Below are 23,637 nucleotides of genomic sequence, written 5' to 3'. Positions count from 1 at the left end.
CAATCCGTGCCGGACCCCCGAACATTTGAGGAGCTTGAACGATGGCCGCTGTGTGCGATATCTGCGGGAAAGGCCCCGGCTTCGGTAAGTCGGTGTCGCACTCCCACCGGCGCACCAGCCGGCGCTGGGACCCGAACGTCCAGACGGTGCACGTGGTGGCGCGTCCCGGCGGCAACAAGCAACGCCTCAACGTCTGCGCGTCCTGCATCAAGGCCGGCAAGGTCGTACGCGGCTAGCCGCGACTACATCACGATGTGTCCGGCATCCACGGGTATCGATACGCCGGTGATGTAGCGCGCGCGGGGACCGACCAGCCACAGCACGGCTTCGGTCACGTCTTGCGCCTCGACCAGCGGCACGTCGGGTAGCAGCATCTGCGCGACGGCCGGGTTCGGATTCTCCAGCATCCGGTTCACTACGAAGTCGTTGAGGATCATCGGGGTCATGACACCGGCCGGATGGATCGAATTGACCCGAATCTTGTGCGGCGCATAGGCGTTGGCGGCCGAACGCATCAGCCCCACCACGCCGTGCTTGGATGCGGCGTAGGCGAACATCGCCGCGGTGCCGTCGCCACCCCGGCCGGTGAGGCCCTGCGACGAGCTGACCATCACAATCGATCCGCCCTTGCCCCCGCGAATCATCGACGGCACCGTCGCCAGCAGCGTGTGCCAGACCCCCTTGAGGTTGGTGTCCACGATCGAGTTGAACACCGGCTCGTTGCGGATCTCGGTGTCACCGATCGCCACCACCCCGGCGTTGGCGATGACGATGTCCACCTCGCCGAGTTCGTCGATCGCGGTCTGCACGCCGGCCTCCAACTGGGGCAGGTCGCGGACGTCGGCGACGACGGGCACCGCCTTGCGGCCCGCGGCTTCGACCAGGCGCGCGGTCTCTTCGAGATCCGCTTTGGTCCCCAACGGATAGGGAATCGCGTCGATATCGGCGCAGATGTCCACGGCGACTATGTCGGCGCCCTGTTCGGCGAGCGCCACGGCGTGGCTGCGTCCCTGGCCGCGTGCCGCACCCGTGATGACGGCTACCGAATTGTCGAGTTCACCCATGACGGGCAACGTACCTGCCTGCGGGCTTACCATCTGCATCAGGGGAGGATGGCTATGACAATGCAGCTGCAGTCGATCAACATCCCCATGCTCATTGCCCATGCCGGCGGCGATCCCTGGGCCGTCAACCAAAGCCTGCAAGCGGGGCGTCCCGCCCAGATTTCCGATTTGGCGGAGGCCTTTCACGGCGCGGCGGTGTGCACCGCCGAATCCAGTCAGGCTTTCGCGGACGCCCGCCAGCGCTTCGAAGCGGCCTGGAACAGGGAGAACGGCGGCCATCCGATCAACGACTCCGACGAGGTGCAGCGCGTCACCAAATCCCTTGGTGCGCAGTCGCTGCAGTTACCCAAGATCGGCGTCGACCTGGAAAAGATCGCCGCGGCACTGGCCGAAGCCCAGAAGGCCGGCGCGGCACGGATCGCCGCTCTCGAGAGCCAGTTGCAGACGCTCGACAACATGATCACCCAAGCGTTGGCAATGGAAAAGCAAGCCGATCTCAGCGAAGCGGATAAGCGTGCGCTGGCTGCCTTCATCACGACGTGTGAAGACAACGCCATCAATGACACCAAGGCTGCGCTCAACGATCTGCTGGCGACGCGCAACGGTTACGAAGGCACGCTGAAGACCACGATGGCGAGCCTGCACAGCGAAGGCTACGACCCGCCGCAGACCGTCGGTGGCTGGTTCGAAGGCCCGCTGCTACCCGGCCAGGTACGGAATCTGGGTCCGATCGCCGGAACCGGCGCCAATCCCGGCATCCCCGGAATCGGAGCGGCGGACCTAGGCGAAGTGGTGCAGCTGCCAGACGGCCGTTATCTCGCGATCTTCGGGGATTCGTTCTCCGGCAACAAGGCTTACGACGGGACGCATTACCCGTCGGTGGCCGTGCCGGTGACCTTCGACGAGCAGGGCCGTCCCCACTTCGGCGAGCCCCTGACCGGGCCGGACGGCAGCCCGACCATCCTGTTTCCCCCGCCGCCGCAAGCCGCGGGCAAGAACACACTCCCGGCCGGAAGCATCCGGATGCGCGACGGCACCACGTACATGATGGTCGCGGGCACCACCGACCTGAATCCCGACGGCGGTACGTGGCTGACCAAAGTCACCAACGACCCGGCCGGTGGCTGGAAGCCCATCGACGGATCGTGGCGTCCGTGGACACCGGCGCCCAACCCGAACAATGTCCCGCACCCCGGCACCAGTTTGACCAGCCAACCAACCCAGATCAGCGGCTATCAGGCCAACGACGGCAACGTGTACATCGCCGCGGACTCCTTCGACCGCAGCCAGGGCGTCACCATGTACCGCGTGGATCCCGAGCACGTTAGCGACCGTGGCGCATGGCAACCCTGGAACGGCAGCGGCTGGGGCAAAGCCGGTGAAGTCGCGACCGTACCGCTGAGCCCGGACAGGTACGGCGAACTCAGCTTCCAGGAAGTAGGCGGAAAGCCGGTGGTGTCCGGATTCAACAGCAGCCCGGGTGTGAATCAAGTAGAGGTGCGCGTCGCCAACACTCCGACGGACGTATTCAGCGGCAATTCTCCAACCGTGATCGCGCACAACGACAATCAGGGCACCCCGGTCTCGGTTCCCCAGCCTTACGGCGGCTACATCATGCCCGGCTCGACCCTGGACAACCTGAACATCTTCGTCAGCCAGTGGAACACCCAGCTGAATGTCCCGTACAACGTGCAGCAGGTTCTGGTCAATCCGGGGCCATGATCGTCGCGCCGCACGAAAGTAATAGATAGACCACAACTCTCGATAGGACATACATGATCACCAAGGCGTTCGCAGCAGTAGTGGCGGCACCGGCGGTCACCGCGGTGTTCAGCGCCTGCACCGCCCACGCCGATCCGCCGTCGTTCCCTGACATCGCAAGCTATGCACCGGTCAATGTCGCGGACTACGAAGTAGACGCGTCCACCCCGGGAATACCTGCGGCGCAAGTGTTTTTCGTTACCCCGGACGGCGTCAACTGCAACTTCCAATCGGGACAAGCGCAGTGCACGGGAAACAATCTTCCCGGAATCCCGGCTGCCTCACCGACGTCCAAGGGTGCTGCGCGCACGAACTGGATGGGAACCCGGACCGGCCTGCAACAGATCGCACCCTCCGGGGGCACGCCGACCGGAGTCAAGACGCTGCCGCCGCTGCACTCGATCACCGTGGACGGCGTGATGTGCGGCGTCGACAACGCCGGCACCACCGCGTGCAAAGACCCCGACGGCCATGGCTTCGTGCTGTCGGCACACGGGTCCGGCTGGCTGCCGCACGTGTGAACGGGCGGCTAGACGGCCAGCGTGGTGCCCGTCTGTTCTTCGGCGAAGGCCACCAGGCGGGCGGCCACGTCGTAGTTTGACGCCAGCGGTGTGCGGCCGATCAGCGCCGGCTCGCCGCGCAGGCCGAGCCTGCCGCTGACACCGACGAAGCTACCCGGCGGCACCGGTTCGCTGATGCAGTACAACGTGGTGGCCGCGCCTTCGGCGATGTCGTTGGCCAATCGGTCGGCCACGACGGTGACGCCCTTTTGCACCAACGACATCAGCGGCGCGTCGGAGATGTTCGACAGGTTCGAGGCCACCCATCCGGGATGAGTCAGTTGGGTGACGATCGCCGATCCGGCGGCGCGCAACCGGCGATCCAGCTCGAGCCCCCACAGCATGACCGCGAGCTTGGACATGGCATAGGAGCCCAGTCGCGTCCACTTGGTGCGACGCAGGTGCATGTCGTCCAGGCGCAGCTTGGCCGACTTGTGCGCATCGGATCCCACGTTGATGATCTGCGAACGCACCCGGGGCAGCAGCAGATTGGTCAACGCGAACGGCCCGAGCAGATTGGTGCCCAGCGTCATCTCGAAACCGTCGACCGTTTCCTTGCGATGGTCGGTGAGCGTGCCGGCGTTGTTGATCAGAATGTCGACGTCCCCGTCGACCTGTTCGGGGAACGCCCGCACCGAGGACAAGTCCGCGAGATCGAGCTTGATCACCGACGTCGAGCCGCCCATCGCAGACATTTCAGAGGCGCGCTCCTTGCCGAGGTCGGTGTTGCGCACGGCCAGGATCACGTGTGCACCGGCTTTGGTCAGCGCCTGCGCGGTGCCCAGGCCGACGCCGTTGGTCGCGCCCGTCACGATGACTCGCTTGCCGGTCAAGTTGCCGAGGCGGCTCGGCGTCCAAGGTGTCGTCACGACGCTTAAGAGTAATGGGCGGTTCTATGTAAGTTGGGTCAGTTCTGCCAACATGGTCTGCATGAGTGACAGCGGACGCGAAATCACCAACCTGATCTACCGGTACGCCGAGCTCCTCGACGGTGGCGACCTGGACGGGGTGGCCGGGCTTTTCGCGCATGGCCGCATCTGCGGCATGGAAGACGGCCCACCGGAAACGGTGTTCGAAGGGTCGGCCCGGGTGCGCCAGATGTACGACATGGCCACCCGGATCTACCAGGACGGCACCCCGAAGACCAAACACAACACCAGCAACGTGCAGCTCCACATCGACGAGGCCGCGGGCACCGCACGCAGCACGTCCTACTACTGCGTCACCCAGGCCACCCCCGAGCTTCCGCTGCAGGTGATTGTCACCGGGCACTACAAGGACACCTTCCACCGGGTCAACGGCGCCTGGTGGTTCGACAGCCGCATCATGTTCGTCGACCAGGTCGGCGACGTCAGCCAGCACCTGAAGCTCTGAACGCGTGACAGCCCCCAGCGCCTTCGACAGCGCCTTTGACCGCGTGCTGGCCGACGCGCAGCGCAAAGAGACGCTAACCGATTGGGGCCCGGGCGAATTCGAGGGCCCGCTGCGGGTGCTGCTGGACGACTACGCGCGCGCCGACCTCAACGCCGTCGGCGTGCACATCCTGCGCTCCGGCATCGTGCACAGCCTGCGCATGCGGCTTCGCACCCAGGAGTGGATCCGCCGGCACCCGGAGATCCTCGACGAGCAGGTCGCCGCGCCGATCGTCGTCGTCGGGATGATGCGCAGCGGCACCACCCTGCTGCAGCGACTGCTGGCCGCCGACCCGCGTTTCGTCTGCGCCTACGGCTGGGAGGTTGTCGAGGTCGCGCCGCGGCTCGACTATGAATTCAGTGTTGCCGACGACGATCCGCGCATCGCGATCAGCGAAGCGCGAGAGGCGAAGTCGCGCGAATTGGCGCCGGATCTGTTCGCGATCCACCCGATGTACGCACGCGAGGCCGAAGAAGAGATCGTCTTCCTGGCCGACGCGTTTCTGTCCCACGTCCCCGAATCCGGTGCGCACCTTCCGCATTACCGGTCCTGGCTCGACCAGCAAGACTTTTCCCCCGCCTACGACCACCTGCACCGCATGCTGCAGTTCATCCAGTGGCAGAAGCGCAGGCGCGGACAGGTGGCGCAGCGCTGGGTACTGAAATCGCCTGCGCACCTTGGGTATCTGGACCTGCTGCGCGCGCGGTTCCCCGGCCTGCACATCGTCCACATGCACCGTGACCCGCGCACCACGATCGCCTCCGGGGCCAGCCTGAACACCACCCTGCACGCGATGCACGCCGACGGCGTCGATGTGCATCGGGTGGGCGAGCAGTGGCTGCAGCGGATGGGCTGGACCAACGATCGGGCCATGTCGACCCGCGCCGGCTGGACTGACGACGCCGCCGTGGTGACCGATATCGGATTCGACGCCGCGGTGGCCGATCCGATCGGACAGGTGGCCCGGGTCTACGACGCCGTCGGCCTGCCGCTCACCGGTCACGCCGAGGATGCGATGCGGCGATGGCTCAACGAGCGTCCCCGCGAGGCGGCCCGCCCGCCCTACGGGCTGGCGAACTACGGCCTGCTACCCGAGCAGGTCGACGAGCGATTCACCATGTACAACCAGCGTTTCGGACAGCACCTTGGAGGAACAGCACATGCCTGACGATCCAGTCTCGACCGCATCCCAGCGCGAACAGGAGCTGGCCGCCCTCGACCTGATCTCCCATCCCACCGTCAAGACCGCGTATCGCACGGTGGCCGAGACCTGGCTGGGACGGGCCAAGGCGTCGGACGCGATGCGCGAGCGGTTCGACGATTCGTTCGCCGAGGTGATGTTCTCGGCGGCGATGTGGTCGTCCAATCAGGACAAGTTGCGGCCCAAGGTCACCTGCATCACCCGGCTGGCGCACCCGGTTGCGGGCCGTCGCATTCCCGGATCACGTTGGGGCATAGACAATCCCGACAGCGTGTATCGGGTGATCCCGATCTCGGGCGACGAGCGTTACGAGATCCGCGGGCGAGTCGGCGAGCACCGCATGACCGAGAACTACTTCACGCTGTGGGACGCCAACATGGGCACCGTCAACGTGCTCAACGGCCGCACGATGGAGGTCGACTCCGACGGCAGCTACACCATCACCGTGGATGCCGACCCGGCCGACGGGCGGAGAAACCATGTGCAGACCTCCCCGGAGGCTCACGAGTTCTACATCCGCGATGTGCTACTGGACTGGGGCCGCGACGACCCCAATTACATTGAGGTGCAACGACTTGGCAGCTCACCGGCCACTGCGGCGCGCACGCTCGACGAGCAGGCCGAGGCGACGGCGGCGATGATGGCGTATTTCGCCAACTTCACCGGCAAGCTCAGCCATGGCGTCTACAAGATGCCCGCCAACCATTTCAACCTGGCCTGGTCGGCGGACAAGGTCGGGGCGATGCGCAACCAGGTGTACGTGATGGGCCGCTTCGAACTCGCGCCCGACGAAGCGTTCGTCGTCGACCTCAACGACGGGGGCGCCGAATACTTCACCGTGCCACTGAGCAATATCTGGGGCACCACACTCGATCTCGTCGACCGCACCGGCAGCCTCAACAAGGCGCAGTCGGTGCCCAATGCGGACGGCAGCTACACCTACGTCATCTCGCCGGTCGACCCCGGCGTCGCGAACTGGATCGACTCCGACGGCCTGCGCGAGGCCATCCTGACCCTGCGCATGGCGGAGTTCGGCGAGACCGGCCCGCGCGAGGACCTCGGGGCCCGCGGACGAGTGATCAAGCTGGACCGGCTCGACGCCGAGGTGCCGCACTTGCCGCGGGTCAGCGCCCAAGAGCGGGCCACCACGCTGGCGCAGCGGCGCGCGGCGTATCTGCGCCGGCTGCCGGAAGGGACGGCCTGAGATGGCGCGCTGGCTGATCACGGGCTGCTCCACCGGCTTCGGACGTGAAATCGCCCGCGCCGCATTGGAAGCCGGCCACAGTGTGGTGGTGACCGCACGACGGGCCGAGACGGTGCAGGATCTGGCCGACGAATTCGGGGACCGGGCCGTCGCCGTAGCGCTCGATGTGACCGATGCCGCCCAGATCGCGGCCGCGGTAGCGGCGGCCGAGCAGGCGTTCGGCGGCATCGACGTCCTGGTCAACAACGCCGGCCACGGCTACCTGTCCTCGGTGGAAGAGGGCGAGGACGCCGAGGTGCGAAAGTTGTTCGACGTCAACTACTTCGGGGCCGTCGACATGATCAAGTCGGTACTGCCGGCCATGCGCGAGCGCGGCGCGGGACACATCATCAACATCTCGTCGATGACCGGTCTGGTGGCCAACCCGCCCAACGCGTACTACTCGTCGACCAAGTTCGCGCTCGAGGCCGTGACCGAGGCGCTGGCCACCGAGGTGCGGCCGCTGGGCATCAAGGTGACCGCGATCGAGCCGGGCGCATTCCGGACCGACTGGGCCACGCGGTCGATGAAGGAATCGCGCAACCCGATCGCCGCCTACGCCGACGTGGCCGCGCGCAAGGACCTGATCAAGCAGTTCGCCGACCATCTGCCGGGCGACCCGCGCAAGGTGGCCGAGGCGGTGCTGATGGTCACCACGCTGGACGAGCCACCGCTGCGGCTACTGCTGGGCCGCGACGTGCTGAAGGCGATGCGCGACAAGATCGCCGCGATGTCGGCGTCGATCGAAGAGTGGAAAGCCGTCACGAAGGACGTGAACTTCCCCGAATCGTGAGCTCAGGGCAGCCGCCAGTCGATCGGGTCGGCGCCCATCCCGGTGAGTAGCTCGTTGGCGCGGCTGAACGGGCGCGAGCCGAAGAATCCGCGCGAGGCGGACAACGGCGAGGGGTGCGGCGACTCGATCGCCACGCAATTGCCCTCTGCCAGCACCGGTTTGAGGGTGGACGCGTCGCGGCCCCACAGGATCGCCACCATCGGCTGCGACCGCGCGACCAGGGCGCGGATAGCGCACTCGGTGACCGCTTCCCAGCCCTTGCCGCGATGCGACGCCGGGTTGCTCGGGCGAACCGTGAGGACCCTGTTCAACAGCAGCACGCCACGCTGCGCCCAGGGCGTCAGATCGCCGCAGGACGGTTGCGGGTAGCCCAGGTCGGCCGCGTACTCGTCGAAGATGTTGGACAGACTGCGCGGCAGCGGCCGCACCTCGGGAGCCACCGAGAAGCTCAGGCCGACCGCATGCCCCGGCGTGGGGTAGGGATCCTGTCCGACGATCAGCACCCGCACCTGATCGAACGGAAAGGTGAAGGCGCGCAACACGTTCGGACCAGCGGGTAGGTACTTGCGGCCGGCCGCGATCTCGTCGCGCAGGAACTGCCCCATCTTGGTCACCTGTTCGGCCACCGGCTCGAGCGCACCCGCCCACCCCTGCTCGACGAGTTCGTTCAATGGACGTGCGGTCACCGGGCAACCCTAACCTTCGAACGACTCCCAGCCCGCGTATCCCTGCCACGCGGCGCCGTCGACGAGCACCCGCGCCGGCCCGTCGAGCACCCGCCCGATCACGCGCCACCCGGATGGCACCGCGCCGGCGAAACAGGCCACCAAGGCGTGGTCTTCGCCGCCGCCCAGCACCCACGACCACGGATCGGCCTGGGTCGCCGCCGCGGCGGCGCTCAGCGCGTCGCGATCGGGCGCCAGCGCCGCGCTGGACAAGTCGATGCCCACCCCCGAGGCGTCGGCGACATGTCGCAGGTCGGCGATCAGGCCGTCGGAGACGTCGATCATGGCCTGCGCGCCCGCGGCCGCGGCCGCGGCACCCTGGCCGTAGGGCGGCTCAGGCACCAGATGACGGGCACGCAGTTGGTCGAATCCACTGATCTCATTGCGCCACAACCAGTATCCCGCAGCCGAGCGGCCGAGTTCGCCGGCGACGGCGAGCACCGCGCCGGGCTTCGCCCCCGAGCGCAACACCGGGGCCCGGCCGCCCAGGTCGCCCAGCACCGCCACGGACAACACCCACAGCGGGGCGCTGACCAGATCGCCGCCGACGATGCCGGCGCCGACTCGCGCGGCCTCGTCCCACATTCCGTCCACCAACGCGTCCGCGTCCGCGGTCGGCGTATCGGCGGGGGCGCCGAAGCCGACCACGAACGCCGTGGCCCGCCCGCCCATCGCCTCGATGTCCGCGGCGTTCTGGGCTATCGCCTTGCGGCCGACGTCATGCGGCGTGGACCAGTCCAGCCGGAAATGCCGGCCGGCCACCAGCATGTCGGTCGACACCACGCTGCGGCCGTCGCCGGCCGATACCACCGCCGCGTCGTCACCGGGCCCAAGCAGCACGGCGTCGGGCTGAACCCGGCCGCGCACCAGCCGGTCGATGACGGCGAATTCACCGAGCTGCCCCAGGGTGGGCGACTCGCCGGATACTTCTTCGCGCACGTCAGCTCCTCCGGCGTGGTACTACACGGCTCTCGTACAGCGGCCCGACCTGCGGTAAGTTTGGTCCCTGCCCGCGCGGGCGGACGGCGCCAGTGTATGAGATGGGAGGTGCCCGGTTCTCGACGCTTCGGGCGTCGACGGCCGGGCGATGATGACCGGTTCGGACTCCGACGACCCAGGCGGACCGCCGCGGGCCCTGCTGATTGCCGCGGTTGTGGTGGCGGTCCTGGCCATCGGCATCGTGCTGGTCATCGCCGCTACCCGCGAAGCGCCGCCGCAGCCGGTCGCCCTTCCCACGGTGCCGGCGCCGCAGGCCGACAGCCCCGCATGCCATGCGCTGTCGGCGGCGCTGCCACAGCGGCTCGGCGACTATCAGCGCGCGCCGCTGGCACAGCCGGCACCCGAGGGCGCGGCCGCCTGGCGCACCGGAACCGGCAACGAGCCGTTGGTCCTGCGCTGCGGGCTCGACCGTCCGACCGCCTTTGTGGTGGGGTCCCCGATCCAGATCGTCGACCGGGTGCAGTGGTTCGAGGTGGCGGCCGAGCAGCAATCCGCCGGTGACGCAGGCAGATCCACCTGGTACACGGTGGACCGGCCGGTGTATCTGGCGCTCACCCTGCCGTCGGGATCCGGACCGACACCGATCCAGCAGCTTTCCGAGGTGATCGACCGCACCGTCACGGCGGTGCCGATCGACCCCGCCCGGCCCGGTGAGCGTTAGCGCAGACCCGTGCCCCGGGCCAGCGCCGTTTCCACCATGGTGGCCAGCAGACTCCGGTAGTCGATGCCGCTGGCCGCCCACATCCTCGGGTACATCGAGATCGTGGTGAACCCCGGCATCGTGTTGACCTCGTTGATCACCGGCCCGTCCTCGGTGAGGAAGAAGTCGACCCGGGCCAGGCCTTGGCAGTCGATGGCCCTGAACGCCCGGATCGCCAATTGACGCACGTCGTCTGCGATCTCGTCATCGACCTTGGCGGGCACATCCAATTCGGCTGCGTCGTCGAGGTATTTCGTTTCGAAGTCGTAGAAGCCGTCCTCGCGACCGCGCACACCGGCCACCCGGATCTCACCTACCGTGCTGGCCTCTATTGTGCCGTCCGGCATTTCGAGCACACCGCACTCCAGCTCGCGACCATTGATCGCGGCTTCGACGATCACCTTCGGATCGTGCCGGCGTGCATCGGCCACCGCGGCGGCCAGTGCATCCCAACTCGCGACCCGGTTGACCCCGATCGAGGAACCACCGCGCGCGGGTTTGACGAACACCGGCAGGCCCAGCCGCTCGCGCTCCTCGGGCGCCAGCGTCTGCCGCGACCGGCGCAGCACCACATACGGCCCGACCGGAATCCCCTCGGCGGCAAGCAGCTTCTTGGTGAATTCCTTGTCCATCCCGACGGCGCTGGACAGCACACCGGCGCCGACGTAGGGCAGACCGGCGAGTTCGAGCAGCCCCTGGATCGTGCCGTCCTCGCCGTAGGGTCCGTGCAGAACGGGGAAGACCACGTCGACCGAACCCAGGACTTCACCGGCGCCCGGCGGTAGCGACACCAGCTGGCCGCCGCGGCGCGGATCTGCCGGCAGGGCCAGCTCGGTTCCCGATTCGGTGGTCACCCCGGGCAGTTGCCGGTCACTGATCGCCAGCGCGTCCGGGTCGCCGTCGGTGAGCACCCACGAGCCTTCGGGGGTGATGCCGATCGCGACCACATCGAATCGTTGCGGATCGAGGTTGCGCAGGATGCTGCCCGCGGACACGCACGAAATGGCGTGTTCGTTGCTGCGCCCACCGAAGACAACGGCGACGCGCACCCGGCTACTGGCGTTCACAACCTGGAGAGGCTACCGGTTGGGATGCCAACGGGTCAGGTCGCCGAGGTGTGGCGGGGTATTGCCGGAACGGCGGCCGGCGGCGCGCTCATTCCGGCTTGGTGCTGCGGCCCAGCAGCAGGGCCATCGCGTCGTCCACCGAGAGTCCCTTGTGGCAGACCCGGTGTACCGCATCGGTGAGCGGCATCTCGACGTCGTAACTGGACGCCAACGCGAGCACGGATTCGCACGATGTCACGCCCTCGACGACGTGGCCGTCCTTTCCTTCCAGCGCCGCCTGCATGCTTGCGCCCCGTCCCAGGCGCTCACCCATCGACCGGTTGCGCGAATGCGGAGATGTGCAGGTAGCGACCAGATCGCCAACGCCGGCCAGGCCCGCCAGGGTCGCGCCCTTGGCGCCCAGCGCGATGCCAAGCCGCATGATCTCGGCCAGACCCCGGGTGATGATCGCCGCGGCGGTGTTTTCGCCCAGCCCGACGCCGGCCGCCATCCCGCACGCGAGCGCGATCACGTTCTTGCAGGCCCCGCCGATCTCGGTGCCGACCACGTCGCTGTTGGTGTACGGGCGGAAGTAGCCGGTGTTCAGCATGCGCTGCAGGGCGACCGCGCGCCCGGAGTCGCTGCACGCGACCACGGTGGCGGTGGGTTGACATTCGGCGATTTCACTGGCCAGGTTCGGCCCGGAGATCACCGCCACCTGCGACATGTCGACGCCTGTCACCGAGACGATGACCTGACTCATTCGCATCAGGGTGCCCAGCTCGATGCCTTTGGCGAGGCTGACCAGGGTCGCGCCGTCGGCGATCAGGGGTGCCCACTGCTCGAGGTTGCTGCGCAGGTTCTGCGCCGGGACGCCCAGCAGCACCGTCGTCACGCCGTCTAACGCCTCGGCCGCCTCGGCGGTGGCCCGGATACCCGGCGGCAGCAGGGTGCCGGGCAGGTAGGCGGGGTTGTAGCGGGTGGCGTTGATCTGTTCGGCGACATCGGATCGCCGCGCCCACAGCCTGATCTGCGCTCCGGTCCCCTCGAGGGCCTCGGCGAGCACCTTGGCCAGCGACGTTCCCCATGCTCCGGCGCCCATCACCGCAACGGCGCCCGCTGTGCTGGCCATTTCCCATCCCGATCTGTAACAAACGCGGCATCTGCAGCCGCTACACCCTAGAACAGCGACCCGCCGCCGTCACCATGACGGCTCGCGACCGGCGCGGCGACGCGCGCTGGCAGGATTGACGCCATGAGCGGCACCCGGGGTGACGGCGCCGGCGATGTCGCGTTGATCATCGCCGTCAAGCGGTTGGCCGCCGCCAAGACCAGACTGGCTCCGGTGTTCTCGGCGCGGACCCGCGAGAGCGTGGTGCTGGCCATGTTGGTGGACACCGTGACGGCCGCGGCCGGCGTCGCCGCCGTCGGCTCGATCACGGTCGTCACCCCCGACGACGCCGCGGCGGCCGCGGCGGTACGGCTCGGGGCGCAGGTGATCGCCGACCCGACGCCCGAGGGCCACGACGATCCGCTGAACCATGCGATCGCCACCGCCGAACGCTTCGTCGCGGAGTCGTTCGCCAATGTTGTTGCGCTGCAAGGTGATTTGCCCGCGTTACAGACCCAGGAGCTGGCCGAGGCGATCGCCGCGGCACGCGCGCACCGGCGCAGCTTCGTCGCCGACCGGCTGGCCACCGGCACCGCGGCTTTGTGCGCATTCGGCACGGCACTGGAGCCACAGTTCGGCTCGGATTCGGCCGCGCGACATCGTCGTTCGGGTGCGATCGAGCTGCCCGGCGCGTGGCCCGGCCTGCGCTGCGACGTCGACACCCCCGCCGATTTGGCCGCTGCCCGCCGGCTCGGCATTGGCGGGTCAACCGCCCGCGCTATCGCCCACCCCTGAGGGCGTAGCAAACCTGTCCGGAGGATGAACGGCACGCCAACGGCGGATGGATGTCTACCGAGCGCTAGCAGCACCACCCGGTGATGAGCAATGATTCCCTCGTGACCGAAATCGAAGCTGAAGCACGGATTGACGAAACCGTGTGGCAACACGGCGACAGCGCCCTGGGCGCTCCCCCTGCTACCACCCACGCGGTGATCGATGATGCGCTGCCGGAGGACCGGTACCTCAACCGTGAGCTGAGCTGGCTGGACTTCAACGCGCGAGTGCTGGCACTGGCCGCCGACACCTCGCTGCCGTTGTTGGAGCGGGCTAAGTTCCTGGCGATCTTCGCGTCGAACCTCGACGAGTTCTACATGGTCCGGGTGGCCGGCCTCAAGCGTCGCGACGAGATGGGGTTGTCCGTCCGCTCGGCCGACGGCCTCACGCCGCGCGAGCAATTGGCCCGCATCGGCGAGCAGACGCAGCGGATCGCGACCCGGCATGCGCGCGAGTTCCTCGACTCGGTGCGCCCGGCGCTCGCGCAAGAAGGCATCTATATCGTCACGTGGGCCGATTTGGATCAGGCTGAGCGCGACCAACTGTCGACCTATTTCACCGAGCAGGTCTTCCCGGTCCTGACCCCGCTCGCCGTGGACCCAGCGCACCCGTTCCCGTTCGTGAGCGGGCTGAGCCTGAACCTGGCCGTCACGGTCAAGGACGGTGGTGGCCAGCACTTCGCCCGAGTCAAGGTGCCCGACAACGTCGATCGCTTCGTCGAACTCGGCGGCGAGGAGGGCGGAAACGAGGGACAAGCCGTCGTCCGCTACCTGCCGACCGAGGAGCTGATCGCGGCGTTCCTCCCGGAGCTGTTCCCCGGCATGGAGATCGTCGAACACCACACGTTCCGCATTACCCGCAACGCCGACTATGAGGTCGAAGAGGACCGCGACGAAGACCTATTGCAGGCGCTGGAGCGGGAATTGGCGCGCCGGCGGTTCGGTTCGCCGGTGCGACTCGAGATCTCCGACGACATGACCGAGGGCATGTTGGAGCTGCTGCTGCGCGAACTCGACGTAAATCCCAGCGATGTCATCGAAGTGCCCGGGCTGCTCGACCTCTCGTCGCTGTGGCAGATCTACGGCATCGACCGGCCGGCGCTCAAGGACTGGACCTTCGTCCCGGCCACCAGCCCGGCGTTCGCCGACAAGGAAACACCCAAGAGCATTTTCGCGACGCTGCGCGAAGGCGATGTGCTGCTTCACCATCCGTATGAGTCGTTCTCCACGAGCGTGCAGCGATTCATCGAGCAGGCCGCCGCCGACCCCAACGTGCTGGCGATCAAACAGACGCTGTACCGCACCTCCGGTGACTCGCCGATCGTTCGGGCGCTGATCCAAGCCGCCGAGGCCGGAAAGCAAGTCGTGGCAATGGTGGAGATCAAGGCACGTTTCGACGAGCAGGCCAACATCCGCTGGGCACGCACCCTTGAGCAATCGGGCGTGCACGTCGTCTACGGCTACGTCGGGCTCAAGACGCACTGCAAGACGTGTCTGGTGGTGCGCCGCGAAGGTTCAACCATCCGGCGCTACTGCCACATTGGGACCGGCAACTACAACGGAAAGACGGCGCGGCTCTACGAGGACGTCGGTCTGCTCACCGCGTCTCCCGAAATCGGGGCCGACCTGACCGATCTGTTCAATTCGCTGACCGGCTACTCGCGCAAGGTTTCCTACCGCAATCTGTTGGTTGCGCCGCACAGCATTCGGACGGGCATCATCGAACGCGTCGATCTCGAGATCGCGGCGCACCGCGAACACGGCGGCGGCCGGATCCGGATGAAAATGAACGCTCTGGTCGACGAGCAGGTGATCGACGCGTTGTATCGCGCCTCGCGAGCCGGTGTGCAAGTCGAGGTGGTGGTGCGCGGAATCTGCGCGCTGCGCCCGGGCGCAGAAGGGTTCTCGGAGAACATCTCCGTGCGCTCGATCCTCGGCCGGTACCTGGAGCACTCGCGGATCATGCATTTCAATCGCCTCAACGAGTTCTGGATCGGCAGCGCCGACATGATGCACCGCAATCTCGACCGTCGCGTCGAGGCGCTGGTTCAGGTCAAGGATCCGAAGCTGACCTCCTATCTGAACGAGTTGTTCGACTCGGCGCTGGACCCGTCCACGCGGTGCTGGGAGCTCGAGGCCGACGGGCAGTGGATCGCGTCGCCACGGGAAGGTCACTCCGTGCGCGACCACCAGGAGTCGCTGATGGAGCGGCACCGGGGCGCCTAACGCCCATGTGGTAATTTTCCAGGCCACCCGATGGCCGGCATGGCGCTGGCCGAATTGACCTGCAGGAGTAAGTTGTCGGACCAGAACTCGTCGGGCGGTCGGCGCTCAGGGAAGCGGATCGTCTACGCCGCAGGCGCGGTGCTGTGGCGACACAGCAGTGCTGATTCGGACAACCCCGAGCTGGAGATCGCGCTCATCCATCGCCCCCGCTACGACGACTGGTCGTTGCCCAAGGGCAAGGTGGACCCGGGTGAAACGGCGCCCATGGCCGCAGTACGCGAAGTACTGGAGGAGACCGGGCACCACGCCGTCCTCGGCCGGCGCCTGGCCAAGGTGAGCTATCCGATCGACGCGGGTGTCAAGAAGGTGTACTACTGGGCGGCGCGCAGCACCGGCGGCAAATTCGTGCCGGGCAAAGAGGTCGACGAACTGATCTGGTTGCCCGTCGCTGCCGCGATGAAGAAGCTCGACTACACTCAGGACCGAAATGTGTTGCGGCGCTTCATGAAACAGCCCGCCGACACGCATACCGTGTTGGTGGTGCGGCACGGCACCGCAGGCCGGAAGTCACGCTTTTCCGGCGACGACACCAAGCGACCGCTGGACAAGAAAGGACGCGCGCAAGCCGAGGCGCTGGTCGCCCAGCTGATGGCGTTCGGCGTCACCGACGTGTACGCCGCCGATCGGGTGCGCTGCCATCAGACGGTCGAACCACTCGCCGAGGAACTGGGTGTGAGCATCGAGAGCGAGTCCACGCTCACCGAAGAGGCGTACGCCAAGAGCCCCAAACGGGGCCGGCAGCGGATGCTGCGCATCGCCGGCCGCGAGGGCACACCGGTGATCTGCACGCAGGGCAAGGTGATTCCGGATCTGATCACCTGGTGGTGCGAACGCGACGGCGTGGACCCGGACAAGTCACGCAACCACAAGGGCAGCACCTGGGTGCTGTCGCTGTCCGAGGGCCGACTGGTGGCGGCCGATCACATCGGTGGCGCGTTGGCCGCCAACGTTCGGGCCTGATACACGAAATACCCTTCGGGGGCAGCAATGCCGCCCGAAGGGTATTCGCGTCTGAACTCGGTTGAGTTACTTGCGACCGCGCTTGGCGGCCGTCTTCTTGGCCGGCGCCTTCTTGGCAGCAGTCTTCTTAGCCGGAGCCTTGGTCGCGGCCTTACGCACCGGAGCCTTGGTCGCGGCCTTCTTGACCGGGGCCTTGGTCGCGGCCTTCTTGACCGGGGCCTTGGTCGCGGCCTTCTTGACCGGGGCCTTGGTCGCGGCCTTCTTAGCCGGCGCCTTGGTCGCGGCCTTCTTGGCGGGAGCCTTGGTCGCGGCCTTCTTCACCGCAGCCTTCTTGGCGGGAGCCTTCTTGGCAACCTTCTTGGCTGCCCCTGCGACAACACCACGTTTCACGGCCGGTCCTTCCGACGGGAGGCGCTGTGCGCCAGCAACAACCGCTTTGAATTGAGCACCCGGGCGGAACGCGGGGACGGACGTCGGCTTTACCTTCACCGTCTCACCGGTCCGCGGGTTGCGGGCCACACGCGCTGCGCGGCGCCGTTGTTCGAACACACCGAACCCGGTGATGGTCACGCTGTCGCCCTTGTGTACCGCACGCACAATGGTGTCGACAACATTCTCGACGGCGGCGGTCGCCTGCCGACGGTCCGAGCCCAATTTCTGTGTGAGCACATCTATGAGCTCTGCTTTGTTCATCCAAAACCCTCCGAAGCCAGTGGTCCCATTTTGGGAACCGACTAGCGAACACGGTAAACCCTCACCTAGCAAATTGCCAAGCGCCACGCGCAATTTCACGGCTATGCGACAGGAAATTCCGGAATCTGCTTGCCGCCCTTGGCCGGTGACGCGGGCGAAAAATAAGCCTTGCTAGCTAAGGCGATCGGGGTAATTGGCACCCCGATCAACCGTTCACGGGGCGGGCAGCGTGCGCGGTTTCCAGTCCGGACGGGCCGACTCAAAAGATTCGATCTGGTCGAGTTTCTGCAGCGTAAGGGCTATATCGTCGAGCCCTTCGAGCAGTCGCCAAGCGGTGTGGTCGTCAATCTTGAACGGCAGCACCGTCGTTCCCGCGGTGATATTTCGATCTTGAAGATTGGCAGTGATTTCCAGTCCTGGACTCTGCTCGATCAGCTTCCAAAGCAGTTCGACACCGTCTTGGCCGACTTCGGCCGCCAGCAGCCCCGCCTTGCCCGCGTTGCCCCGAAAAATGTCACCGAATCGAGACGAGATGACCACCCGGAACCCGTAGTCCATCAACGCCCACACCGCGTGCTCGCGCGACGATCCGGTCCCGAAGTCGGGTCCGGCGACCAAGACCGAACCTCGGTCAAATGGACTGAGATTGAGCACGAATGACGGATCTGAGCGCCATGTCGCGAACAAGCCGTCCTCGAAACCGGTTCGGGTGACCCGCTTCAAATAGACCGCGGGAATGATCTGGTCGGTATCGACATTGGAGCGCCGCAGCGGCACGCCAATCCCGGTGTGGGTGTGAAAGGCTTCCATTTTCGTCCTCGATTTCGTTTTCAGTTCAAGTCGGCCGGGGTAGACAATGTGCCGCGGACCGCGGTCGCCGCCGCGACGGCCGGCGATACCAAATGCGTACGGCCCCCTTTGCCCTGGCGCCCTTCGAAGTTGCGGTTGGACGTCGCGGCGCAACGCTCGCCGGGCGCAAGCTGATCAGGGTTCATGCCCAGGCACATCGAGCAGCCGGCCTGCCGCCATTCGGCGCCGGCGGCGACGAATACCTCACTGAGGCCTTCGGCTTCGGCTTGTGCGCGCACCCGCATCGAACCCGGCACGACCAGCATCCGCACGCCCTGGGCCACTGTGCGACCACGCAGCACATCGGCCACCACCCGAAGATCTTCGATACGACCGTTGGTACAAGACCCGACGAACACCGCGTCGACGGCGATCTCGCGCATCGGCATGCCGGGCCGAAGGTCCATATACGCCAACGCTTTCTCGGCGGCCTGCCGCTCGTCGTCGTTGGTCATCAATTCGGGGTCCGGCACCGCCGCACCCAGCGGCACGCCCTGGCCCGGATTGGTGCCCCAGGTGACGAACGGGGTCAACGACTCCGCATCCAGATAGACCTCGGTGTCGAAGACGGCACCGTCGTCGGTGCGCAGCTGTTGCCAATACTGCAACGCGGCATCCCACCGCGCACCGGTCGGCGCGTGCGGGCGGCCCCGCAGGAATTCGTAGGTGGTCTCGTCCGGTGCCACCATTCCGGCCCGCGCCCCGGCTTCGATACTCATGTTGCAGACCGTCATCCGGCCTTCCATGGACAGCGATTCGATCGCGCTGCCCCGGTATTCGATGACATGGCCTTGCCCGCCGCCGGTGCCGATCTTGGCGATCAGCGCCAGGATGATGTCTTTGGCCGTAACGCCGGGCCGCAATTCGCCGTCGACGTTGACCGCCATTGTTTTGAAGGGGCGCAACGGCAATGTCTGAGTGGCCAGCACATGCTCGACCTCCGAAGTGCCGATGCCCATCGCGAGCGCGCCGAATGCGCCGTGGGTAGATGTGTGACTGTCCCCACAGACAATCGTCATTCCCGGTTGGGTCAACCCCAATTGGGGTCCGACCACATGCACGATGCCCTGCTCGATGTCGCCCATCGGATGCAGCCGCACACCGAATTCGGCGCAGTTGCGCCGCAATGTCTCGACCTGAGTGCGCGATACCGGGTCCGCGATCGGCTGGTCGATATCGACGGTCGGCACGTTGTGGTCCTCGGTGGCCAGCGTCAGATCGGGCCGGCGCACCGGCCGGCCGGCCAGGCGCAGGCCGTCAAACGCCTGCGGGCTGGTGACCTCGTGCACCAAATGCAGGTCGATGTAAATCAAGTCGGGCGCGCTGACCCCGTCGCCTGTCGAGCCGGATACCACAACGTGGTCGTCCCAAACCTTTTCGGCCAGGGTGCGCGGCTGGTGCGCAGCTGCCATCGGAGTCACCTCAATCACTTGTTGCGCCTCGATGACCAACAGGGCTGGTGATCTCAGAATGCGAGACGCTAGTATCTCTCTATGAGACAGCATAGCGGCATCGGCGTCCTGGATAAAGCCGTGGATGTGCTGCATACCGTCGCGGAATCTTCCTGCGGGTTAGCCGAACTGTGCGAGCGAACCGGGTTTCCGCGGGCCACCACCTACCGGCTGGCGGCCGCGCTGGAGGTACATCGCCTGCTGGCCCGTGACGACGAAGGTCGTTGGCAACTGGGTCCCGCGCTGAGCGAACTGGCCGCGCACGTCAACGATCCGTTGCTGGCGGCCGGTGCCGCGGTACTCCCCCAATTGCGCGAGACCACCGGCGAAAGCGTGCAGCTGTATCGGCGTGAGGGCACATCGCGGGTTTGCGTGGCCGCCCTGGAACCGTCTGCGGGCCTTCGGGATACGGTTCCGGTCGGCGCGCGGTTGCCGATGACGGCGGGCTCGGGAGCCAAAGTGCTGCTGGCACACAGCGATGTCGCTACTCAGAAAGCGGTGCTGGCGACGGCGAAGTTCACCGACCGGACGCTGGCCGAAGTACGCCGGCGCGGTTGGGCGCAAAGCGTTGCCGAGCGCGAACCGGGGGTCGCGAGCGTCTCGGCGCCGGTGCGCGACGGTCGCGGCGTGGTCGTCGCCGCCATCTCGGTATCGGGCCCCATCGACCGCATCGGCCGGCGCCCGGGCGCGCGCTGGGCGGCCGACCTGCTGTCGGCCGCCGACGCCATGGCTCGCCGTCTCTAGTGTGCGTCCAGGACGGTCAGTGTGCGTCCAGGACGCCCTGAGCGCACACTCAAAATCCGCCGCTGACAGACTGACGCGATGGGAACCAACCAGCGCGCCAGCATCGTCATGTCCGACGATGAGATCGCCGATTTCGTCGTCAAGAGCCGCACCGGAACAATGGCCACCATTGGCTCGGACGGCCAGCCGCACTTGACCGCCATGTGGTACGCCGTCGTCGACGGAGAGATCTGGCTGGAGACGAAGGCCAAGTCTCAGAAAGCGGTCAACCTGACCCGCGACCCCCGGGTGACCTTCCTGATCGAGGACGGTGACACCTATGACACGCTGCGCGGGGTTGCCTTCGAAGGCGTGGCCGAGATCGTCGACGATCCGGACGTCGCGCACCGGGTCGGCGTCAGTGTCTGGGAGCGCTACACCGGCCCCTACACCGACGAGATGAAGCCGTTCGTCGAGCAGATGATGAACAAGCGCGTCTGCGTGCGCATCGTCGCGCGGCGTGCGCGCTCGTGGGATCACCGCAAACTGGGATTGCCGCCGATGCCGGTGGGTGGTTCCACCGCACCGGCCGTGCTGGGGACCGGCCAATAAATATGTAGCCCCGATGGGATTCGAACCCACGCTACCGCCGTGAGAGGGCGGCGTCCTAGGCCGCTAGACGACGGGGCCAGAACCGATCCGAGCTGCCAGCATAGCTCACCCGACGGGGGCCACCTAATCGCTTGCAGTGAACCGACTTTGCTGGGGTACCAGGACTCGAACCTAGAATGGCTGAACCAGAATCAGCTGTGTTGCCAATTACACCATACCCCATTGGCTGCCTAAAACCGCTGTTCAGAGCGTTTTCCCGTACTTCTTCACGGGCTGTTGCCAGCCTGGGAGTCCGCCGCCGCCAGCCGTTGTCGGCCTTTGCAAACCGCAGTGCAGACTACCAAAGATTTAGACCGCCTCTTGCCGCGCCGCCCCCAGCCGCTCCAGGCTACGGTCACGACCGAGCAGCTGCAGCGACTCGAACAGCGGCGGGCTGATCGTCGTCCCGGTCGCGGCGACCCGGATCGGGCCGAACGCCTTGCGCGGTTTGAGCGCCAGACCGTCGATCAGCGCGGTCTTGAGGGCCTCCTCGATCGCCGCCACGCTCCAGTCCGGCACGCCGTCCAGCGCCGTCAGCGCGGCGTCCAGCACCGCGCCCGCCTCCGGACCCAGCTCCTTGGCCGCGGCCTTGGGGTCGATCGCGTATTTGTCGTCGTTGAGGAACTTCAGCAGGTCCCACGCGTCACCGAGCACCACGATGCGGGTCTGCACCAGCTCGGCCGCAAAAGCGAAATCCGCTTCGTCGAGCTCCAGGCGATACCCGTGCACGGCGAAGTAGTCGCGCAGCCGGCCAGTGAAGTCGGCCACGTCGAGCATCCGGATATGTTCGGCGTTGAGCGCGTCGGCCTTCTTCTGATCGAAGCGGGCCGGATTGGAGTTGACGTCGACGACGTCGAACGCGGCCACCATTTCGCCGAGGCTGAACAGGTCGTGATCGTCGGCGATCGCCCAGCCCAGCAGCGCAAGGTAATTCAGCAGCCCCTCGGGGATGAAGCCGCGATCGCGGTGGGCGAACAGATTCGACTGCGGATCGCGCTTGGACAGCTTTTTCGTGCCCTCCCCCAATACCGTTGGCAGGTGCGCGAATTCCGGGACCCGTTCGGCCACCCCGATCCGCATCAACGCCTGGTACAAGGCAATCTGACGCGGCGTCGACGGCAGCAGGTCCTCGCCGCGCAGCACGTGGGTGATCTTCATCAGTGCGTCGTCGCAGGGGTTGACCAAGGTATATAAGGGATCTCCGCTGGCGCGGGTCAGCGCGAAATCGGGCACCGAGCCGGCCGCGAAGGTGGTCCTGCCGCGCACCAGGTCATCCCACGCGAGGTCTTCGTCGGGCATGCGCAGCCGCACCACCGGCTTACGGCCCTCCGCCAGATACGCCGCACGCTGCTCCTCGGTCAGCTCGCGGTCGTAGTTGTCGTAGCCCAGTTTGGGATTGCGGCCGGCGGCGATATGGCGAGCCTCGACCTCTTCCGGTGTCGAAAAGGCATGGTAGGCCTCACCCGCCGCGAGCAGCTTGTCCACCACCTCGCGGTAGATGTCGCCGCGCTGCGACTGCCGGTACGGATCATAGGGTCCGCCGACCTCGGGGCCTTCGTCCCAATCCAGCCCGAGCCAACGCAGCGCGTCGAGCAGCGCCAGATAACTTTCCTCGCTGTCCCGCTCGGCGTCGGTGTCCTCGATGCGAAAGACGAAAGTGCCGCCCGTGTGCCGCGCGTAGGCCCAGTTGAACAGCGCGGTGCGGACCATCCCGACGTGTGGGGTGCCGGTGGGCGACGGGCAGAACCGAACCCGGACAGTCCCCGGCGCGGTCACGACTTTCCCTTTCGGACCACGGGATTGGACAGGGTACCGATCCCCTCGATGGAGATGGCGACGGTGTCGCCGTCCTCGATGGGGCCGACGCCGGCCGGGGTCCCGGTGAGGATGAGGTCACCGGGCAGCAGGGTCATCACCGCGGAGATCCATTCGACGATGGCGCCGACGTCGTGAATCATCAGCGAGGTGCGGCTGTCCTGCTTGACTTGGCCGTTGACCTCGGTGCGCAACGCGAGGTCGGCCGGGTCGACATCGGTGACGACCCAGGGCCCCACCGGGCAGAAGGTGTCGTGCCCCTTGGCGCGAGTCCACTGGCCGTCGGCCTGTTGCTGATCGCGCGCCGACACGTCGTTGGCGATCGTGTACCCCAGGATGTTGTCGGCGGCCTGGGCGGCGGGCACGTCCTTACACGGCCGGCCGATCACCACAGCCAACTCTCCTTCGAAGTGCACAGGTGATGCGTTGGCGGGCAAGCGAATCGGCACGTTCGGTCCGATGATGGAGGTGTTGGGCTTGAGGAAGATGATCGGATCGGCCGCGGCCGGGCCCGTTGCGAAGTTCGCCATCTCGGCGATGTGGTCGGTGTAGTTCTTGCCGACGCACACCACCTTGCCGGCCAGCATCGGGGCCAGCAGCCGGACGTCGGCCACCGGCCACGAGCGGCCGGTGAACGTCGGGGTGCCGAACGGGTGCTCGGCGATCTCACGGGCAGTCATCGCGCTGGGATCCTCCAGCGGACCCTCGATGCTGACGAAGGAGACACCATCCGGACTGGCGATTCGACCTAGGCGCATTT

The 23,637-nt window shown here is 66.7% G+C and carries 24 protein-coding genes and 2 tRNA genes; 13 read left to right on the top strand and 13 right to left on the bottom strand.

Features of this window, described 5'->3' with window-relative positions:
• Window positions 1-41 precede the first annotated feature (41 nt).
• Window positions 42-236 carry a 50S ribosomal protein L28 gene (gene rpmB / locus MAAFP003_RS08290; RefSeq protein WP_036467958.1) on the top strand — a complete coding sequence of 65 codons (195 nt, stop codon included), beginning with the start codon at window positions 42-44 and terminating at the stop codon, window positions 234-236.
• 6 nt (window positions 237-242) lie between these two features.
• On the opposite strand, the gene MAAFP003_RS08285 is transcribed toward rpmB, so the two are convergent.
• Complete coding sequence (locus MAAFP003_RS08285; protein ID WP_096290972.1) at window positions 243-1,064, bottom strand: mycofactocin-coupled SDR family oxidoreductase; 822 nt, start codon at window positions 1,062-1,064, stop codon at window positions 243-245.
• Between the two features lie 60 nt (window positions 1,065-1,124).
• Here MAAFP003_RS08285 and MAAFP003_RS08280 point away from each other — a divergent pair, with 60 nt between their 5' ends.
• Window positions 1,125-2,786 (top strand): putative alpha/beta hydrolase, encoded by a 1,662-nt coding sequence (locus MAAFP003_RS08280; RefSeq protein WP_096285995.1) that lies wholly within the window; start codon window positions 1,125-1,127, stop codon window positions 2,784-2,786.
• A 53-nt stretch (window positions 2,787-2,839) separates the two neighbouring features.
• Window positions 2,840-3,346 carry a hypothetical protein gene (locus MAAFP003_RS08275; protein WP_096285993.1) on the top strand — a complete coding sequence of 169 codons (507 nt, stop codon included), beginning with the start codon at window positions 2,840-2,842 and terminating at the stop codon, window positions 3,344-3,346.
• An 8-nt stretch (window positions 3,347-3,354) separates the two neighbouring features.
• On the opposite strand, the gene MAAFP003_RS08270 is transcribed toward MAAFP003_RS08275, so the two are convergent.
• On the bottom strand, window positions 3,355-4,254 hold the full coding sequence (locus MAAFP003_RS08270) for an SDR family NAD(P)-dependent oxidoreductase (RefSeq protein WP_096285991.1): 900 nt from the start codon (window positions 4,252-4,254) through the stop codon (window positions 3,355-3,357).
• A gap of 61 nt (window positions 4,255-4,315) precedes the next feature.
• Here MAAFP003_RS08270 and MAAFP003_RS08265 point away from each other — a divergent pair, with 61 nt between their 5' ends.
• Genes MAAFP003_RS08265 through MAAFP003_RS08250 form a run of 4 tightly spaced genes read left to right on the top strand, consistent with a single transcriptional unit; the run spans window position 4,316 to window position 8,035 of the window.
• Window positions 4,316-4,759 carry a nuclear transport factor 2 family protein gene (locus tag MAAFP003_RS08265; protein ID WP_096285989.1) on the top strand — a complete coding sequence of 148 codons (444 nt, stop codon included), beginning with the start codon at window positions 4,316-4,318 and terminating at the stop codon, window positions 4,757-4,759.
• Between the two features lie 4 nt (window positions 4,760-4,763).
• Window positions 4,764-5,966 (top strand): sulfotransferase family protein, encoded by a 1,203-nt coding sequence (locus MAAFP003_RS08260; protein ID WP_096285987.1) that lies wholly within the window; start codon window positions 4,764-4,766, stop codon window positions 5,964-5,966.
• Window positions 5,959-7,203 (top strand): DUF1214 domain-containing protein, encoded by a 1,245-nt coding sequence (locus tag MAAFP003_RS08255; RefSeq protein ID WP_096285985.1) that lies wholly within the window; start codon window positions 5,959-5,961, stop codon window positions 7,201-7,203. Before MAAFP003_RS08260 ends, MAAFP003_RS08255 begins: the two co-directional genes overlap by 8 nt.
• Window position 7,204: 1 nt before the next feature.
• On the top strand, window positions 7,205-8,035 hold the full coding sequence (locus MAAFP003_RS08250; protein WP_096285983.1) for an oxidoreductase: 831 nt from the start codon (window positions 7,205-7,207) through the stop codon (window positions 8,033-8,035).
• 2 nt (window positions 8,036-8,037) lie between these two features.
• On the opposite strand, the gene MAAFP003_RS08245 is transcribed toward MAAFP003_RS08250, so the two are convergent.
• Window positions 8,038-8,721 carry a uracil-DNA glycosylase gene (locus MAAFP003_RS08245; RefSeq protein ID WP_096285981.1) on the bottom strand — a complete coding sequence of 228 codons (684 nt, stop codon included), beginning with the start codon at window positions 8,719-8,721 and terminating at the stop codon, window positions 8,038-8,040.
• A 9-nt stretch (window positions 8,722-8,730) separates the two neighbouring features.
• A complete protein-coding gene (locus tag MAAFP003_RS08240) occupies window positions 8,731-9,699 on the bottom strand; it encodes a thiamine-phosphate kinase (protein ID WP_096285978.1) in 969 nt (322 codons plus the stop codon).
• A gap of 148 nt (window positions 9,700-9,847) precedes the next feature.
• Here MAAFP003_RS08240 and MAAFP003_RS08235 point away from each other — a divergent pair, with 148 nt between their 5' ends.
• Window positions 9,848-10,420, top strand: a complete 573-nt coding sequence (locus tag MAAFP003_RS08235) for a DUF3515 domain-containing protein (protein WP_096285976.1) — start codon at window positions 9,848-9,850, stop codon at window positions 10,418-10,420.
• Here the strand turns inward: MAAFP003_RS08235 and MAAFP003_RS08230 are convergent.
• Together MAAFP003_RS08230 and MAAFP003_RS08225 are read right to left on the bottom strand one after the other, a co-directional pair.
• Window positions 10,417-11,526: a D-alanine--D-alanine ligase family protein gene (locus MAAFP003_RS08230; protein ID WP_096285974.1), complete on the bottom strand. Its 1,110-nt coding sequence runs from the start codon at window positions 11,524-11,526 to the stop codon at window positions 10,417-10,419. The two genes, MAAFP003_RS08235 and MAAFP003_RS08230, sit on opposite strands and share 4 nt — an antisense overlap.
• A gap of 88 nt (window positions 11,527-11,614) precedes the next feature.
• Complete coding sequence (locus MAAFP003_RS08225; RefSeq protein WP_096285972.1) at window positions 11,615-12,637, bottom strand: NAD(P)H-dependent glycerol-3-phosphate dehydrogenase; 1,023 nt, start codon at window positions 12,635-12,637, stop codon at window positions 11,615-11,617.
• A gap of 123 nt (window positions 12,638-12,760) precedes the next feature.
• Here MAAFP003_RS08225 and cofC point away from each other — a divergent pair, with 123 nt between their 5' ends.
• The 3 genes from cofC to mutT1 all read left to right on the top strand — a co-directional run bounded on the left by cofC (window position 12,761) and on the right by mutT1 (window position 16,695).
• Entirely contained in the window at window positions 12,761-13,411 is a 651-nt protein-coding gene (gene cofC, locus MAAFP003_RS08220; RefSeq protein ID WP_096285970.1) for a 2-phospho-L-lactate guanylyltransferase, read from the top strand.
• A gap of 80 nt (window positions 13,412-13,491) precedes the next feature.
• Complete coding sequence (locus tag MAAFP003_RS08215; protein ID WP_096285968.1) at window positions 13,492-15,675, top strand: RNA degradosome polyphosphate kinase; 2,184 nt, start codon at window positions 13,492-13,494, stop codon at window positions 15,673-15,675.
• Window positions 15,676-15,747: 72 nt separating this feature from the next.
• Window positions 15,748-16,695: an 8-oxo-(d)GTP phosphatase MutT1 gene (gene mutT1, locus MAAFP003_RS08210; RefSeq protein ID WP_096290971.1), complete on the top strand. Its 948-nt coding sequence runs from the start codon at window positions 15,748-15,750 to the stop codon at window positions 16,693-16,695.
• A gap of 66 nt (window positions 16,696-16,761) precedes the next feature.
• Here mutT1 and MAAFP003_RS08205 read toward each other — a convergent pair whose 3' ends face one another.
• From MAAFP003_RS08205 to leuC, 3 genes are all read right to left on the bottom strand, one after another.
• Window positions 16,762-17,388 (bottom strand): HU family DNA-binding protein, encoded by a 627-nt coding sequence (locus tag MAAFP003_RS08205; protein ID WP_096285966.1) that lies wholly within the window; start codon window positions 17,386-17,388, stop codon window positions 16,762-16,764.
• 213 nt (window positions 17,389-17,601) lie between these two features.
• On the bottom strand, window positions 17,602-18,198 hold the full coding sequence (gene leuD, locus MAAFP003_RS08200) for a 3-isopropylmalate dehydratase small subunit (RefSeq protein WP_096285964.1): 597 nt from the start codon (window positions 18,196-18,198) through the stop codon (window positions 17,602-17,604).
• Window positions 18,199-18,218: 20 nt separating this feature from the next.
• Window positions 18,219-19,649, bottom strand: a complete 1,431-nt coding sequence (leuC, locus tag MAAFP003_RS08195) for a 3-isopropylmalate dehydratase large subunit (protein ID WP_096290970.1) — start codon at window positions 19,647-19,649, stop codon at window positions 18,219-18,221.
• 81 nt (window positions 19,650-19,730) lie between these two features.
• Here leuC and MAAFP003_RS08190 point away from each other — a divergent pair, with 81 nt between their 5' ends.
• Both MAAFP003_RS08190 and MAAFP003_RS08185 read left to right on the top strand, forming a co-directional pair.
• Entirely contained in the window at window positions 19,731-20,432 is a 702-nt protein-coding gene (locus MAAFP003_RS08190; protein ID WP_096285962.1) for an IclR family transcriptional regulator, read from the top strand.
• A gap of 78 nt (window positions 20,433-20,510) precedes the next feature.
• Window positions 20,511-21,023 carry a pyridoxamine 5'-phosphate oxidase family protein gene (locus tag MAAFP003_RS08185; protein ID WP_096285960.1) on the top strand — a complete coding sequence of 171 codons (513 nt, stop codon included), beginning with the start codon at window positions 20,511-20,513 and terminating at the stop codon, window positions 21,021-21,023.
• 5 nt (window positions 21,024-21,028) lie between these two features.
• On the opposite strand, the gene MAAFP003_RS08180 is transcribed toward MAAFP003_RS08185, so the two are convergent.
• From MAAFP003_RS08180 to MAAFP003_RS08165, 4 genes are all read right to left on the bottom strand, one after another.
• Window positions 21,029-21,101 (bottom strand) — tRNA-Glu (locus tag MAAFP003_RS08180).
• A 72-nt stretch (window positions 21,102-21,173) separates the two neighbouring features.
• Window positions 21,174-21,245: transfer RNA gene (locus tag MAAFP003_RS08175), tRNA-Gln, on the bottom strand.
• 126 nt (window positions 21,246-21,371) lie between these two features.
• A complete protein-coding gene (gene gltX, locus MAAFP003_RS08170; RefSeq protein WP_096285958.1) occupies window positions 21,372-22,838 on the bottom strand; it encodes a glutamate--tRNA ligase in 1,467 nt (488 codons plus the stop codon).
• The gene (locus tag MAAFP003_RS08165; RefSeq protein ID WP_096285956.1) at window positions 22,835-23,635 is read right to left on the bottom strand and encodes a fumarylacetoacetate hydrolase family protein; all 801 of its coding nucleotides are present in this window, start codon (window positions 23,633-23,635) and stop codon (window positions 22,835-22,837) included. Before MAAFP003_RS08165 ends, gltX begins: the two co-directional genes overlap by 4 nt.
• Between the last annotated feature and the right edge of the window lie 2 nt (window positions 23,636-23,637).

The sequence above is a fragment of the Mycobacterium ahvazicum genome (genome assembly GCF_900176255.2).
Lineage (GTDB): Bacteria > Actinomycetota > Actinomycetes > Mycobacteriales > Mycobacteriaceae > Mycobacterium > Mycobacterium ahvazicum.
The sequence above is the reverse complement of the archived record's forward strand: the minus strand, read 5'-3'. Positions and strand labels throughout refer to the sequence as shown.

Bases quoted from the DNA above. Each gene is read 5' to 3' on its own strand.
- MAAFP003_RS08285 (WP_096290972.1), bottom strand. From the start codon at position 1,064: ATGGGTGAACTCGACAATTCGGTAGCCGTCATCACGGGTGCGGCACGC.
- MAAFP003_RS08190 (WP_096285962.1), top strand. From the start codon at position 19,731: ATGAGACAGCATAGCGGCATCGGCGTCCTGGATAAAGCCGTGGATGTG.
- MAAFP003_RS08185 (WP_096285960.1), top strand. From the start codon at position 20,511: ATGGGAACCAACCAGCGCGCCAGCATCGTCATGTCCGACGATGAGATC.
- MAAFP003_RS08280 (WP_096285995.1), top strand. From the start codon at position 1,125: ATGCAGCTGCAGTCGATCAACATCCCCATGCTCATTGCCCATGCCGGC.
- MAAFP003_RS08205 (WP_096285966.1), bottom strand. From the start codon at position 17,388: ATGAACAAAGCAGAGCTCATAGATGTGCTCACACAGAAATTGGGCTCG.
- MAAFP003_RS08235 (WP_096285976.1), top strand. From the start codon at position 9,848: ATGATGACCGGTTCGGACTCCGACGACCCAGGCGGACCGCCGCGGGCC.
- MAAFP003_RS08255 (WP_096285985.1), top strand. From the start codon at position 5,959: ATGCCTGACGATCCAGTCTCGACCGCATCCCAGCGCGAACAGGAGCTG.
- leuC (WP_096290970.1), bottom strand. From the start codon at position 19,649: ATGGCAGCTGCGCACCAGCCGCGCACCCTGGCCGAAAAGGTTTGGGAC.
- MAAFP003_RS08275 (WP_096285993.1), top strand. From the start codon at position 2,840: ATGATCACCAAGGCGTTCGCAGCAGTAGTGGCGGCACCGGCGGTCACC.
- cofC (WP_096285970.1), top strand. From the start codon at position 12,761: ATGAGCGGCACCCGGGGTGACGGCGCCGGCGATGTCGCGTTGATCATC.
- MAAFP003_RS08225 (WP_096285972.1), bottom strand. From the start codon at position 12,637: ATGGCCAGCACAGCGGGCGCCGTTGCGGTGATGGGCGCCGGAGCATGG.
- MAAFP003_RS08250 (WP_096285983.1), top strand. From the start codon at position 7,205: ATGGCGCGCTGGCTGATCACGGGCTGCTCCACCGGCTTCGGACGTGAA.
- rpmB (WP_036467958.1), top strand. From the start codon at position 42: ATGGCCGCTGTGTGCGATATCTGCGGGAAAGGCCCCGGCTTCGGTAAG.
- MAAFP003_RS08165 (WP_096285956.1), bottom strand. From the start codon at position 23,635: ATGCGCCTAGGTCGAATCGCCAGTCCGGATGGTGTCTCCTTCGTCAGC.
- MAAFP003_RS08265 (WP_096285989.1), top strand. From the start codon at position 4,316: ATGAGTGACAGCGGACGCGAAATCACCAACCTGATCTACCGGTACGCC.
- leuD (WP_096285964.1), bottom strand. From the start codon at position 18,198: ATGGAAGCCTTTCACACCCACACCGGGATTGGCGTGCCGCTGCGGCGC.